General features: G+C 29.8%; 11 protein-coding genes, 2 tRNA genes, 1 rRNA gene and 1 other annotated feature. Of the genes, 5 read left to right on the top strand and 9 right to left on the bottom strand.

Features of this window, described 5'->3' with window-relative positions; all coding sequences use genetic code 11:
- Positions 1-27 precede the first annotated feature (27 nt).
- Positions 28-588 carry a DNA-3-methyladenine glycosylase gene (locus BVAVS116_RS02095; RefSeq protein WP_006068946.1) on the bottom strand — a complete coding sequence of 187 codons (561 nt, stop codon included), beginning with the start codon at positions 586-588 and terminating at the stop codon, positions 28-30.
- Positions 589-1,292: 704 nt separating this feature from the next.
- Between BVAVS116_RS02095 and BVAVS116_RS02100 the strand changes: the two genes are divergently transcribed.
- Positions 1,293-1,366: transfer RNA gene (locus BVAVS116_RS02100), tRNA-Ile, on the top strand.
- Positions 1,367-1,593: 227 nt separating this feature from the next.
- Positions 1,594-2,543: a sequence feature (16S ribosomal RNA rRNA prediction is too short), on the bottom strand.
- A gap of 59 nt (positions 2,544-2,602) precedes the next feature.
- Here BVAVS116_RS02100 and BVAVS116_RS02105 read toward each other — a convergent pair.
- The 4 genes from BVAVS116_RS02105 to rsmI form a co-directional block, all read right to left on the bottom strand.
- Positions 2,603-2,676, bottom strand: a tRNA-Ala gene (locus BVAVS116_RS02105).
- 165 nt (positions 2,677-2,841) lie between these two features.
- Positions 2,842-4,377, bottom strand: a 16S ribosomal RNA gene (locus BVAVS116_RS02110).
- Between the two features lie 213 nt (positions 4,378-4,590).
- Positions 4,591-5,139 (bottom strand): nucleoside 2-deoxyribosyltransferase, encoded by a 549-nt coding sequence (locus tag BVAVS116_RS02115; protein WP_006068627.1) that lies wholly within the window; start codon positions 5,137-5,139, stop codon positions 4,591-4,593.
- Positions 5,140-5,233: 94 nt separating this feature from the next.
- On the bottom strand, positions 5,234-5,908 hold the full coding sequence (rsmI, locus tag BVAVS116_RS02120; protein WP_006068288.1) for a 16S rRNA (cytidine(1402)-2'-O)-methyltransferase: 675 nt from the start codon (positions 5,906-5,908) through the stop codon (positions 5,234-5,236).
- Between the two features lie 207 nt (positions 5,909-6,115).
- Between rsmI and BVAVS116_RS02125 the strand changes: the two genes are divergently transcribed.
- Positions 6,116-6,433: a hypothetical protein gene (locus tag BVAVS116_RS02125; RefSeq protein ID WP_040351334.1), complete on the top strand. Its 318-nt coding sequence runs from the start codon at positions 6,116-6,118 to the stop codon at positions 6,431-6,433.
- A 29-nt stretch (positions 6,434-6,462) separates the two neighbouring features.
- Here the strand turns inward: BVAVS116_RS02125 and BVAVS116_RS02130 are convergent, their stop codons facing one another.
- Positions 6,463-6,852, bottom strand: a complete 390-nt coding sequence (locus BVAVS116_RS02130) for a DUF1893 domain-containing protein (RefSeq protein WP_004789512.1) — start codon at positions 6,850-6,852, stop codon at positions 6,463-6,465.
- Positions 6,853-6,971: 119 nt separating this feature from the next.
- Between BVAVS116_RS02130 and BVAVS116_RS02135 the strand changes: the two genes are divergently transcribed.
- The 3 genes from BVAVS116_RS02135 (at position 6,972) to BVAVS116_RS02145 (ending at position 9,160) form a co-directional block, all read left to right on the top strand.
- The gene (locus BVAVS116_RS02135) at positions 6,972-7,577 is read left to right on the top strand and encodes a YigZ family protein (protein WP_040351335.1); all 606 of its coding nucleotides are present in this window, start codon (positions 6,972-6,974) and stop codon (positions 7,575-7,577) included.
- Between the two features lie 108 nt (positions 7,578-7,685).
- Positions 7,686-8,438: a ParA family protein gene (locus tag BVAVS116_RS02140; protein WP_006068958.1), complete on the top strand. Its 753-nt coding sequence runs from the start codon at positions 7,686-7,688 to the stop codon at positions 8,436-8,438.
- A 2-nt stretch (positions 8,439-8,440) separates the two neighbouring features.
- On the top strand, positions 8,441-9,160 hold the full coding sequence (locus BVAVS116_RS02145; RefSeq protein ID WP_006068869.1) for a hypothetical protein: 720 nt from the start codon (positions 8,441-8,443) through the stop codon (positions 9,158-9,160).
- Between the two features lie 266 nt (positions 9,161-9,426).
- Here BVAVS116_RS02145 and BVAVS116_RS02150 read toward each other — a convergent pair whose 3' ends face one another.
- From BVAVS116_RS02150 to gyrB, 3 genes are all read right to left on the bottom strand, one after another.
- Positions 9,427-10,209 carry a ParB/RepB/Spo0J family partition protein gene (locus tag BVAVS116_RS02150; protein ID WP_006068684.1) on the bottom strand — a complete coding sequence of 261 codons (783 nt, stop codon included), beginning with the start codon at positions 10,207-10,209 and terminating at the stop codon, positions 9,427-9,429.
- Positions 10,210-10,328: 119 nt separating this feature from the next.
- A complete protein-coding gene (gyrA, locus tag BVAVS116_RS02155) occupies positions 10,329-12,761 on the bottom strand; it encodes a DNA topoisomerase (ATP-hydrolyzing) subunit A (protein ID WP_006068572.1) in 2,433 nt (810 codons plus the stop codon).
- A gap of 11 nt (positions 12,762-12,772) precedes the next feature.
- Entirely contained in the window at positions 12,773-14,677 is a 1,905-nt protein-coding gene (gyrB, locus tag BVAVS116_RS02160; protein WP_006068467.1) for a DNA topoisomerase (ATP-hydrolyzing) subunit B, read from the bottom strand.

Genomic DNA, 14,677 nt, shown 5'->3' on the forward strand with positions numbered 1-14,677 from the left:
TTTTGAAAAACTTTATTTAAACTAAAATCAATGTCTTGAAACAAATTTATTATCTTTAATATAAAACCTCCAAGGCTTATTTATATCACTTTCTTGTGCATAATCAATATTTATTCTTTTTGAACAAACTATACTAAAATCTAGATTTAAACCTCTTTTTAAAAAAAGCTCATCATTCCCAATAAGATCAACTTTATTAAAGGTTAAATCAATGTTTAAAAATTTTGTAAGCTTACCAGGACCATTAGTAAGAATACTTTTCCCTTCCAAAAACGGAGAAATGGGTTCTACACTTCTAATCAAAACAGCTTGGGGATTATTTTTATCCGCAGTCACAATGTTAAACATATAGTACATGCCATATATTATATACACATAAGAATATCCTCCTATGATATACATAGCATTTGTGCGATTTGTTCTCTTTCCTCCATAAGAATGACAAGCGCTGTCTGTTATTCCCATATAAGCTTCCGTTTCAACAATTCTAACAACTATTTCCTTTTTATTAATCTTTCTGATCAATAAATTACCAAGCAATAACCTTGCAACAGTAGTAGCATCTTGTAAAAAAAAATCTCGATCCATAAACTCAATTTTAAAACAAGATAATAATAAAAAAATATTAACAAACCACACATGTAAAATACAAGAAAATATTATCCGCAATAAGAATATAAACTAAAATGGTTCAATCATTCAATAAATACATTTTTTAACAAAATTATTGGTTAGTTAATAATTTTTTTGCTTTTTAATCAAAAAAATTAAAATTACACAAAATCATATATTTTAAATCTAATTATATGACGGCCTAAATAAGCTTATATAAAAATACTAATCTAAAATATCTAAACAGTAAAAATAAAAAGCATTTTATAAAAAATTTATTACACCTCAAAAAAAATATTTTTACCTTTAAAACATCCTTAAAATAATCCTAAAAGCCGCTAAAACAAAAGTAAAATTCTATCCTTTATTCAACTTTCCCAAAAAAAGTTAAACAAATAAATAATGCCATAGCTTTAAAAGTTTTTATGACTTACTCACAAAAACCACACAATAAATACCGCAATTTTAATATCAAAAAAATTGATACCAATTATAATAAACTTTAAATAGCCAAAAATCAATTAACAAATCTTATAAAAAACTTATATAAAATAACTAGCACTAATAATATATAAAAAATACAAACTATATACAATATCTATTACATTTTGAAAAGATATAAGAGATATTGACAAAGTAATAAGATTTAAATAAAATTTGTAAAGAATTGGTATGTTTAAGGGATCATAGCTCAGGTGGTTAGAGCGCAGGTCTGATAAACCTGAGGTCGGATGTTCAACTCATCCTGGTCCCAATTTGTTAAGTTGTCCTAAGTCATAATTAATAAGAATAAAAAAACATTAGGTCGATTTATATATTAAAGCATATTTATAATATATTACAACATAATCTCAATTTTAAAAATACTCAATTGCCGCTGTATTGGATTTAAGATACATATTTAATAATATAAAAACTTTTTAATCAAAATAAAAATACAAAAAAGTCAATAAAATTGGTTTTAATTCGTCTTCACCTTAAAGAGAAGGTAATCAAGTTACACTTTCCAGTAAAGCTACTTTGTTACGACCTAACGCCTCACTAAACATATTTTAAATACCTTACTTACAGACCAGAATAATAGCTTCGCACATCCCAACTCAAATGGTTTGATGGACATACGTGTAGAAAACTTGAAAACATATTCACCACATCATTTTGATATACAATCACTAACGATTCCAAATTTATTAAGATGAACTGCAAACTTTAATTCAGACTGAGGTCTGCTTTATGACATTTTGCTTCACATCACTGTTTCTTTTCACACAAAACACCATTATAAACTAGAATACAAAGGCCACGAAATCAAACGAAGGATAATTATCTCTAGCTATACCTTACATATGTCAAGCCTTGGTAAGGTTCCTAGTATATCATCGAATTAAGACACATATATTCCCCCCAACGATACACTTAACATGCTGGCTTCGGTACTAACTAACCTGTAATTAGAAACAAATGTGCATTGTTTACAGCATAGACACCGGAGTATCTAATTCTGATTACTCCCCCACTTCTTTCTTGATTCTAATGCAACATTACTCTGTCAGAACTTCGCCCATTACACAAGATTGTTAGATACTACTCCCTTAGGAATCTAGACCATATCTCAGTTTCAGTGCAAACGTTCACCCTCTCAGACAGGTTAATTATCATCACCTTAGAATACATTTACTCTCACTAACCAACTAATAAGATACATAATCATATATAGATGATATTTTAAAAGCTTAATTTCATTAATTAACAAATCTAATTGGACTTATTCGGTATTAGCTAATATTCCTAATAATTATCCCCATACTATAGATAGACTACTTATTAGGTACTAACCCATTCGTAACTAAAACAACTAATACAATCCGTTTACCTACACGCTTAAGGCACACTACCAGCGTTAGTTCTAGCCTTACTTAACTTTTTCCCTATCTTATATTCCAATAATTATTAACTTCAGCAAATTACTTAATCTAAATCATATGAAAAATGGAGGCTAAGGGACTCGAACCCTTGACCCTCGGCTTGCAAAGCCGATGCTCTAGCCAACTGAGCTAAACCCCCAATCAATCTAAACTTAATAAAATTTTTTAACGTTGTAATAAAAAACTAAATTTATTAGCTTAAGAGAAGCTTATAAATATAAGCTTAGTTTCAAAAACTCTTTTATCAAAAAGAAAAGAGTAGGGAAGAGTTAATGGAATTAGCCTTAATTTATCTTTCTCTTAGAAAGGAGGTGATCCAGCCGCACTTTCCAGTACGGCTACCTTGTTACGACTTCACCCCCCTCACTAAACATACCTTAAATACCTTCCTCCCTTACGGGTTAGAATAATAGCTTCGGGTATCCTCAACTCGGGTGGTGTGACGGGCGGTGTGTACAAGGCCCGAGAACGTATTCACCGTATCATTCTGATATACGATTACTAGCGATTCCAACTTCATGAAGTCGAGTTTCAGACTTCAATCCGGACTGAGACCTGCTTTATGCGTTTTGCTTCACATCACTGTTTCGCTTCGCTTTGTACAGGCCATTGTAGCACGTGTGTAGCCCAGGACATAAGGGCCATGATGATTTGACGTCATCCTCACCTTCCTCCGACTTATCACCGGCAGTCTTATCTGAGTCCCCATCATTACATGCTGGTAACAGATAACAAGGGTTGCGCTCGTTGCGGGACTTAACCCAACACCTCACAGCACGAGCTGACGACAACCATGCAGCACCTGTATATAGACCCCAAACGGGGAATAATTATCTCTAACTATATCCTATATATGTCAAGCCCTGGTAAGGTTCCTCGCGTATCATCGAATTAAACCACATGCTCCACCGCTTGTGCGGGCCCCCGTCAATTCCTTTGAGTTTCACTCTTGCGAGCATACTCCCCAGGCGGCACACTTAACACGTTAGCTTCGGTACTAACTTTCAGTTAACACCAAGTGTGCATCGTTTACAGCGTAGACTACCAGGGTATCTAATCCTGTTTGCTCCCTACGCTTTCGTGACTCAGCGTCAGTCTTGACCCAGAAGTTCGCCTTCGCCTCCGGTATTCTTCCTGATATCAACAGATTCCACCCTTACACCAGGAATTCTAACTTCCTCTATCAGACTCTAGGCATATAGTTTCCAACATAGTTCCACAGTTGAGCTGTGGTATTTTATGCATAGACTTATATGTCCGCCTACTCACCCTTTACGCCCAATAATCCCGAACAACGCTCGCCCCTTACGTATTACCGCGGCTGCTGGCACGTAATTAGCCGGGGCTTATTCATAAATTAACGTCATCACTTTGTCATTTCCTACAAAGCTTATTCCTCATTTATAAAAGAATTTTACAATCTTTCGACCTTCTTCATTCACGCAGTGTCGCTCCGTCAGGCTTTCGCCCATTGCGGAAGATTCTTAGCTGCTGCCTCCCGTAGGAGTCTGGACCGTATCTCAGTTCCAGTGTGACCGTTCACCCTCTCAGGCCGGTTACTTATCATCGCCTTGGTAGGCATTTACCCCACCAACTAACTAATAAGACGCAGACTCATCTACAAGCGAAGCTTTAAAGGCTTCCTTTCATCAATTAACAAATTAATTGACCTTATTCGGTATTAGCTACTATTTCTAGTAGTTATCCCCATCTCATAGGTAGATCATCCACGCGTTACTCACCCGTTCGCCACTAGATGTATTACTACATCCCGTTTGACTTGCATGCTTAAGACGCACTGCCAGCGTTAGTTCTAAGCCAGGATCAAACTCTTCGTTATTCTTATTTTTTATTTAAAAAAATTAACAAGTTTTGTTTATTCTTTTGATTGGCTTTCAACCTCACTTAACTCTTCCCTTCTCTCATCTTCCAATAATCATTTCAACATTTAATACTTTAACAAAAGGAGAATCATATTGTCAATACTTTTGCATTATTTTATTAACATAAAACACAAAAAAATAAATTTTATTAATCAGGCCTGATATAAGCATTAACAACCACATTTTTCATTAACAGGTAAAGTTGTAAGAATTTTTTTCAATTTATTTCCTAATTTAGCCTTTAAATAATCAAAGAAAGTTCTAAAATTTTCATTATCTCCTTTGAATTTAATCCACAGTTCTTTAAAAGTCAAAATTCCTTCTTTAAGATCTTTGTAATTAGAAAAAGACGCATTACAATCGCTATACATTAAATTATAAAAATCAGAATCTTGTTTATCCTTAAAAAAATCTATGCTTGGTATTTTTTTAGCAAAGGCAAACCCTCTCTCATAAGCCGTGCCTGCATCAACATAATTAACCAAAGCTAAAACAATATCACTACTAACTAACTCTTTTAAATCTATTTCTCTTATTTTCTCTCTTATATCTCCATTTGCAAACTTATAATCAACTTTTTCAAGCAATCCCATCTTTTTGGCAGCATGATGCTCTGGAGAAAATACATCTAAATTGAACTCTTCAAGAAATTTTAAAACCTCATCCCTCAGTTTAACTTGCTCTTCGTTAAAAAACGGAGAAGCCAAATAAATTTTCATAAAAACCCCTATTAAAATTCAATTATAACACAATAAATCAATCAAATAAAACCAGCAATAAATAAAGTTTTGATATCTAAATAGAAAATATTTATTATGAACGGTTTCTGCTGACTAAAATAGTAAATTCTCCTTTAACCTTATCCTTACTCGATTCGAAATAATTTTTTAATTCTAAGGGTTTACCAATTTGATATTCTTCATAAATTTTTGTCATCTCTCGACCAACAAGAATCTTCGCATCTAAACTAACAGAAGAAATTTCAACAAGCAATTTCAAAAGTCTATGACTAGATTCAAGCAACACAAATGCATCACCCCTTTTATATAGTTCAGCAATTCTTTTAAATCTTTTAAGACCTTTGTTAGGCAAAAATCCCTCAAAAAGCACTGATTTATCTCTAAAAGGATTAACGCTGACAATCGCATTAAAAGAGCTTACTCCAGGAATTGGACAAACTTTGTATCCTTCTCTAAAAGCAGCGGCAACTAACAAACTGCCAGGATCACTAATACCTGGAGTACCAGCATCGCTAACAAAAGCGACTGAATCTCCTTTTGATAAATAATCCAATAGTAAGCTTACCTTCTTATTTTCTGTCACGACATTACAAGAAATCATTTTTTTATTAATTTTATATCTCGACAAAAGTTTGCTAGTGACTCTCGTATCTTCTGCAAAGATAACATTTACCGATTTTAAAACATTAACCGCCCTATAAGTAATGTCTTCTAAATTACCTATTGGCGTACCAACAATATATAACATAACTTCTCTCTACTCCTCCAAAAATCAAAAATAAATATATTAAAAGCATCTTTCTTAATGACAAAAATTTAAAATCCTTTATTCATCAAACACAAAAATAAGCTATAGGCCATATTTTATATGGCTATCAAAATACTTGCTTTTGTATTACATTTAGTTATATCATTAAGTATTAATGATTAAAAAGTTAAAAGAAAGGGAAAATTTATGTTTGCATTAATTAGAAAAATATTTATAATTTATTTTCTATGTATTACTCTTGCAGGTTTTGCCATGATTTTTATCGACAGCAAATTTACCGAACAACCTGATGTTAAAGAAAATCAAAACAAAATTAATCAACATACAATTGAACCTAATTTAATTATGTTTACATCTTCTATAGGAGGATTTTTAGGTGTTTATGCTGGAATTTGGATCTTTAACTACGATAAAAACAATTTCTACCTAAATTGGGGAAATTTAATGATATTGATATACAATATCGCCCTAATTATTACTGTATATTCAAAGTCACATGGTTAACTAAAACATAATTTAATTATTCCCACAATTTATAAATTATTAACTATAATACCCCTTTTAATCATATATTTATAAACTTCTTCGGGATTTTCTAAACTTTCAATTAAGTTTTCTGCCCTGTCATTTATTTTTTCTACCAATTTTTTATAAGCTACTTTTATTCCTCTGCTTTCTAAAAAATCCTTTGCGGGTTGAGAAACAACCCCAGCTTGAACATTTTGAAGCCCTATATTATAAATAATAATGGCCGCTGCCTTTCCCACAACTTTATCATAAATTTCAAGTCCTTCTTTATTCTGAATATACTTATTGATAAAATTATCTACTTCTAAAAGAGGCTTCAACCCCCTTTCCATATTAGAATAAAGTATTTTATGATCTTTAAATAACCTTAATGTTGGATTCAAGCCTGATATCATTAAAAAACCCCTTTTCTTGACCACGCTTTATAATAATTAATAATAAAAACAAACAATATTAATAATATACATAAACAATAAATACTGCAATATCTAAAAAGATAGTATACTTATCCTATATGATATTCGTGCCAAAAAACAACATTAATTCTAAAATTGAAATAAAAAAATCTATCTTTGTTTCATATATTTTTAATATTGAAAAAAAAGAGGATATAAATAAAACTATTAAAAAATACAAAATAAAATTTAAAAATGCTACACATGTGGTTTATGGATTTAGAATTGGAAACAAGAACTCATTCCTAAATGGAATGAGTGATGACAGAGAACCTAATTTAACAGCCGGAAAACCCACATTAGATGCCATAATTCATAATAATTTAACTGATACATTAATAATCACATTGCGATATTTTGGAGGCACTTTGCTTGGTAGAGGAGGATTAATCAAAGCATATTACAAGTCTGCCAAAGAAGTTATTAAGAATGCGTCTATAATGGAAAAAGAGGAATTAGAAATTTTAAACTTAAATTTAAATTACAACCAATACAATTCCCTATTAAAAATGAAAAATAAACTTGAAATAGAAATAACAGATTCAAACTTTTCAAACAAAATAAACACTTCAATCAAATTTAAAACAAAAAACAAACAAAAAATATCGGAATTTTTTATAAAAAACGACTTAATTCAAGAAATTTTCAAGTTTCATAAAGAATAATATACATATCAAATAATCAAATATTTAAAAACTACTCTAAGTATTATTATTTTTGCCATTTATGTTTTAAAATATAAAAACAAAACAAAATAAAAAGAGAAAATTTATATGAAAATAATATCTGTAATCAATCAAAAAGGAGGCGTAGGAAAAACCACAAGCGCCATTAATATTTCTTATTCAATGACCCTGCTTGATAAAAAAATTCTTCTAATAGATATTGATTCACAAGGAAACTCTACTAGCGGCACAAATATCTCAGAACATATAGCCGAAAACTCAAGTTATGAACTTATTAATAAAAAAATAAAGGTCAAGCCTTTAAATCATTTCAAATTAGACATAATTCCATCTAGTATTAAATTAGCTTTACTAGAAAAAGAATTAATAAATGAACTTTCAAGAGAAAATTTTTTAAAAAATGCATTAACGCTATATAAAAAAGATAAATATGATTTTATTATTATAGACTGCCCTCCTACACTTTCAATATTGACTATAAATGCTCTTATTGCAAGCAATTGTTTGCTAATACCAATCGAAACAGAATTTTTTGCATTTGAAGGTATAAATCAACTAATAGATACAATAAATACCGTAAAGCAAATAAATAAAAATTTAGAGATTACAGGTGTTTTTATAAACAAATACGATATAAGAAACAAAAGTAAAGAAAAATATGTAAGCTCGTTAAAAAAAGTATTTAAAGAAAAACTTTTAAATACAAAAATAAGGAAAAATATAACCATTTCAAAATCTCAAGAAGCAAAAATGCCTGTATATGAATATGATAAAGAAAGTAATGCTGCAAAAGATTTCTTAGAGCTCTCAAAAGAGATAATAAACAAAATTAAGGAATAACTATGTCTGATAATCTAGAAACTTTAATGTTTCTAATGGGGAAAAAATTAGAAACATCTTTAAATAATTCAGAAAATATCGAAAAAAAAGAAATTATTTCAATTGAAAGAAAAAATTTTGACTACACTAAACTAGATAAAGATATTTCTGATTTTTTAAAAACAAAGCAATATGAAATTTTCAATATCTTTAATAATACTTATACAAAAATTGGAAAGATACTTAAAGAAACCCAAGATAAATTAAAAGGAAATAATCAATATAACGGACTTTTTTATCAGTGGTTCAAAAGTATGGGATTTAAAAAAGACAAGGTTTACGCTTTAATATCAAGATATAATTTGCTTATCGAAAATTCCGACAAGCAGCTCACTATAGAAAAACTACCATTATCATTATCATATGAAATATCCAAAAAATCTTGCCCCTCCATTTTAAAAACCGAAGTTCTAAACGGCAAAATAAATTCTTTAAAAGAATTTAAAATTGTTTATAAAAAAAGTTTTGATTTAAAGGATAAACATACACGAAAATCATTACTTAATAAAGACAAAAAATATGAAAACGATATAAAAGAAGCTTTGGATTTCATATTAAAAAATATAAAAGAATTTAAAAATATTGAATTTAACAAATTAAACCAAGAAAACCTAAAATTATTTTTTTATTCTATTTTGGAAATAAAGAAAAAGATAAAATATATTAAAAATAATTCTATCTAAATGTACAACCACACTAATAAGTATAAATACTACATATATTATTATTCTTTTTGCAAATATTAGATTGTTTTCTTACTTTTAAATTTAACTATAAATAACAAAATATAAACCTTGCCCTTCATTTAAAGCTTAAGATTTATTTATGAAAACCAAACAATATAAAAATAAGCTTAAAAAATTTATACATTATGACAAATACTTAAAAATAAAAACCCTCATAAAATTAAGAAAAGATATTTTTACAATATTTAAATTATAAAAATAATTTATCCAATATGGCCAAAAAAGGAAACAATCCTTCTTAAATCACCCGCTGTAAAATACTCTATCTCTATCTTCCCTTTATCTTGATTCCCTTTAATATCTATTTTTGTTTGGATTTTATCAAATAAAAATTCTTTTATATTACTCAAAAAAGGATCTTGTTCTAGTTCCCTTTTTTTTACTATAGATTTATAAAAATTTTTAACATATTTTTCTGCATCTCTTACAGAAAATTTTTTTTTCAATATCATTAAATAAAGATTATACCTATCTTGTTTATCTTTTAAGGATAAAATAACTTTCGCATGCCCAAAAGAAATTTCTTTTCTATGCACTGCATTCAATATTTCTTGATCAAGATCTAAGATCCTAACCAAATTTGAAATATAGGCTCTACTTTTGCCAATTTTTTCAGACAAATCTTTTTGAGTTAAAGAATATTTATTCATTACATTTTTATAGGCATAGGCTTCCTCAACGGGCGTAAAATTTTCTCTTTGAATATTTTCAACCAAAGGCATAAAATCTCTATAAGATTCTTTAATATCAACTTCTATAACAGGAATATTTGTCATCTGAATAAGTTTAGCGGCCCTAAACCTTCTTTCTCCTACTATTATTTTATATCTCTCATTTTCTTTACAAACAATTATGGGTTGTAAAATTCCATTTTCTTTTATCGAAATACTTAACTCTTCTAATTCAACAAGACTAACAGATTTTCTTGGCTGATCATTATCAATATCTAAAAGTTGAATATCTATCATTTTAAAAACTCCATCCATATTATCAGAACCTCCTACAACACAAAATTTTACCAGTTTATAATATTGAATTACAATTTAAGAATAAAAAAAAAAGAATGTTCCACGTGGAACATTCTTAAATAAGAAAAACCAATTCTTTATTTAATAAATTTTGAAACAGAAATCAAACTATCATTATCAAGAAATAATACTTGAATTCCTCTAGCATCTTTGCCTTGTTCAGATACTTTTCCAGCTACTGTTCTTAAAGCTTTTGAACGTTTACTTACAAGCAAAATTTCATCATTCTCTGAAACTGCTATAGCATCAACAACACTACCCGCTTTTTTATCAGATTTTTTATAACTAGTATAACCAGTGGCTCCTCTTTTAAGCTCAGATATTTTAGAAATGCTCAATCTTTTTCCATATCCATTCTCAGAAATAATCAAAAGATAAGGATTTTCTCTAACTGCCAAAACTTTAACAAACAAATCTCCTTCTTTTAATTTCATTCCACAAACACCCTGGGTACCCCTATTAGTAAGCCTAACATCTCTTGAATTAAATATAAATGCACTACCCTTTTTAGAAATACAAATTACTTTTTCATCCTTAAAAACAATCTCTGCACTTGTAACAAAATCTTTATCATTAAGTTTAATAACAATAACACCTCGTGACTTTACTGTTTTAAAATCTGTAGATTCAAATCTAGCTATCTTTCCACTTGCAGTTGTAAGCAATAAATAAGCATCATCAGTAAAATCCTTACTATTCTTAATAGTTAATATTTCTTCCCGATCTCCCAAATTAATAAGCTCACTAATATTTTGACCTTTTGAAGCTCTTGAAGAATCTTTTATTTCATAAGCATTAATTAAATAAAGCTTCCCTTCATTTGAAATCATAAACAAATAATCATGGGTATTGACACACAAAGCAATAACAATCTCATCTCCATCATTAAGATCAAAAGAACTGAGACCTTTTCCTCCCGTACCTTGCAATTTATACTCATTTTGTGAAAGTCTTTTAAGGAAACCTTTCTTTGTAAGCATAACAACAATATTTTCTTTTTGCATTAAATCCGACATACTAGTTTTTAAAACCTCCTCATCATAAATTATTTTAGTTCGACGTTCATCGCCAAATTTCAAACCTAAATTTATAGTTTCTTCTCTTATAATATTAATAATCCTTGCTGGATTCAAGAGAATATTTTCATAATCTTTTATTAAGCTTAAAAGTACATTAAACTCATCTTCAAGCTTAAAAATCTCAAGAGCTGTAAGTTTTTGCAATTTCATATCAAGAACTGAATTGGCCTGAATCTCCGAAAGGCCAAAATTTGCAACAAGTCTTTCCTTTGCATCTTTTGCTAATTTAGATGATTTAATAATCTTAATAATCTCATCTATATTATTTAAAGCAATATTTAATCCCTCAAGAACATGTGCTTTATCTTTTGCCTTCCTCAAGTCAAACTCAACACGTCTTTCAATAATATTTTTTCTATGCTCAATAAATTCAAATAATAATTCTTCCAAATTCAACTGTTTGGGGATACCATTAACAAGAGCCAAATTATTTATACTAAAATGCTTTTTAAATTCAGTATATTCATAAAGTAAATTCATAATAACATGGGGATCAAACCCTCTTTTAACTTCAAGAACTATTCTAATGCCTTCTCTATCAGACTCATCCCTTATATCTAAAAGTCCTTCTAGCTTTTCTTCTTTTGCCAAAAACGCAACTTTCATAAGAAGTGCAGATTTATTTACTGTATAAGGTATTTCTGTAACAATTATAGCTTTTTTATCTTCTGTTCTTTCTTCAATATGATATCTTGCCCTAATAACAACACTTCCCTTACCAGTTTTGTATGCTTTAATTAAATTATCATTGTAAACGATCTCACCAAAAGTTGGAAAATCGGGGCCTTTAACTATCTTGAGCAAATCAAATATAGAAGCATTCTCATTGTCCAACATATAAACGATAGCATCACAAATTTCTCTTAAATTGTGAGGTGCCATATTAGTAGCCATTCCAACAGCAATTCCACTAGAGCCATTTACCAAAAGAAATGGAAATGATGAAGGCATAATCTCGGGCTCAGTTAAAGAATCATCATAATTAGGCTTAAAATTAACAGTCTCTTTATCTATATCCTTAACGATATATTCAGTTATTCTTTCCATTTTAGCTTCAGTATATCGCATAGCAGCAGGAGGATCTCCGTCAATAGATCCAAAATTTCCCTGTCCACGTATTACAGGATATCTAAGTGAAAAATCTTGGGCAAGTCTTACAAGAGCATCATAAATTGATTGATCTCCATGAGGATGATATTTTCCAAGAACATCTCCCACTATTCTTCCGGCTTTTTTAAAAGCTTTATCAGAACGAAGTCCCATTTCATACATGGAATAAAGTATTCTCCTATGAACTGGCTTAAGACCATCTCTTACATCTGGAAGAGCTCTAGAAACAATAACTGACATTGCATAATTCAAATAAGAAGTTTTTATTTCATCTTCTATCTTAATATTTAATATTTGTTCTTTATTTTCTCCAACTGCCATTAACGCTCCAATTACACATCAAGATTAATTACATTAAGTGCATTCTGTTCAATAAATTCTTTTCTAGGCTCAACTAAATCTCCCATAAGAGTAACAAAAATTTTTTCAGCCTCAACAGCATCATCTATATTCATCAACCTCATTTTTCTTCTAGCAGGATCCATAGTCGTTTCCCAAAGCTGCGTTGGATTCATCTCCCCAAGCCCTTTATATCTTTGAAGGGAAATACTATTACGATTCTTGGTTTCAATAGAATCTAAGAATTTTTCTTTTTCTTTTTCTTCATAAAAATAATAAATACGATTGTCATAATTTATTTTATAAAGAGGAGGCATCGCTATATATACATAGCCATTTTCAATTAAATCTCTCATATATCTAAAGAAAAAAGCTAAAAGCAAAGTTCTAATATGAGATCCATCAACATCAGCATCTGCCATAATAATGACCTTGTGATAACGAAGTTTTTTAATATCAAAAGTTTTGCCAACTCCCGCACCAAGAGATGCAATTATAGGAATAAGCTTATCATTGGTAATTACCTTATCTTCTCTTGTTTTCTCAACATTAAGCATTTTACCCCATAATGGCAAAATGGCCTGAAAAAATCTATTTCTACCCATTTTAGCACTCCCCCCAGCAGAATCGCCTTCTACAATATAGATCTCTCTTTCCAGGGGATTTTTAGAAGCACAATCGGCCAATTTCCCAGGCAATGCTAAGCTTTCAAATGCATTTTTTTTTCTTTCTGATTCTCTTGCTTTTCTTGCAGCCTCACGAGCACGAGCAGCTTTTATTGCTTTTCCAAGAATATTGTCTATCTCTAAAGGATTTAAATTAATAATTTTCAACAAATGATCATATACAATAATCTCAACTATTTTTTTTATCTCAGAATTACCAAGTTTACTCTTTGTTTGACCTTCAAATTGAGGTTCTGGAACTTTAACAGAAATAACAGCTGTAAGTCCCTCTTTAAAATCATCTCCTGTAAGATTTGGAATATCTTTTTTACTTATTTTTGAATTTTTAAAAGCTTCATTCATAGCCTTAGTAAGCCCACTTCTAAAGCCCATAACATGGGTCCCCCCCTCTCTTGTATTAATATTATTAACAAAAGAAAGAATATTGTCAGAATAGCTCTCAGTCCATTTAAGCCCTACATTAACAATAACATCATCAAGAAAACCATCGATATAATAAGATTCTGACTGGAAAGCTTTACTGTCATTAGTTAAATAATCTACAAAAGATTTTATTCCACCTTCAAAATAAAATTTTGAAGATTTTTCTCTACCAAATCTTTTATCTTCAATTGAAATACATATTTTATCGTTTAAAAAAGCAAGCTCTTTAAGCCTTTTTTCAAGAACATCAAAATTATAATCTAAAGTTTCAAAAATTTCAGAATCTGCTAAAAAATTAACCTTGGTTCCCGTAATAGAAGATTCTCCTACAATTTCTACTTTAGAAGTTGGGATACCCTTTGAAAAAGTTTGCCTAAAAATTTTTCCATCTCTATTAATATAGACCTCTAAAAACGAAGACAAGGCATTTACAACCGAAATTCCGACACCATGCAATCCTCCAGAAACTTTATAAGTGCCTTTATTAAACTTGCCACCAGAATGTAGTTTAGTTAAAACAAGTTCAAGAGCACTAATTCCCTCTTCTTCATGAATATCAGTAGGAATTCCCCTCCCATTATCAATTACAGTTATAGTATTATCTAAATTGATAACAACGTCTATTTTATCACAAAATCCAGCTAAAGCCTCATCAATACTATTATCAACCACCTCATAAACCAAATGGTGCAATCCATTAACAGAAACAGAGCCTATATACATGCCAGGCCTTTTCCTAACAGCTTCAAGCCCTTTTAAGACCTGAATGTTACTAGCAACATAATTCAT

Origin of the sequence: Borreliella valaisiana VS116 (assembly GCF_000170955.2) — a bacterium.
GTDB classification, from domain to species: Bacteria; Spirochaetota; Spirochaetia; order Borreliales; family Borreliaceae; genus Borreliella; species Borreliella valaisiana.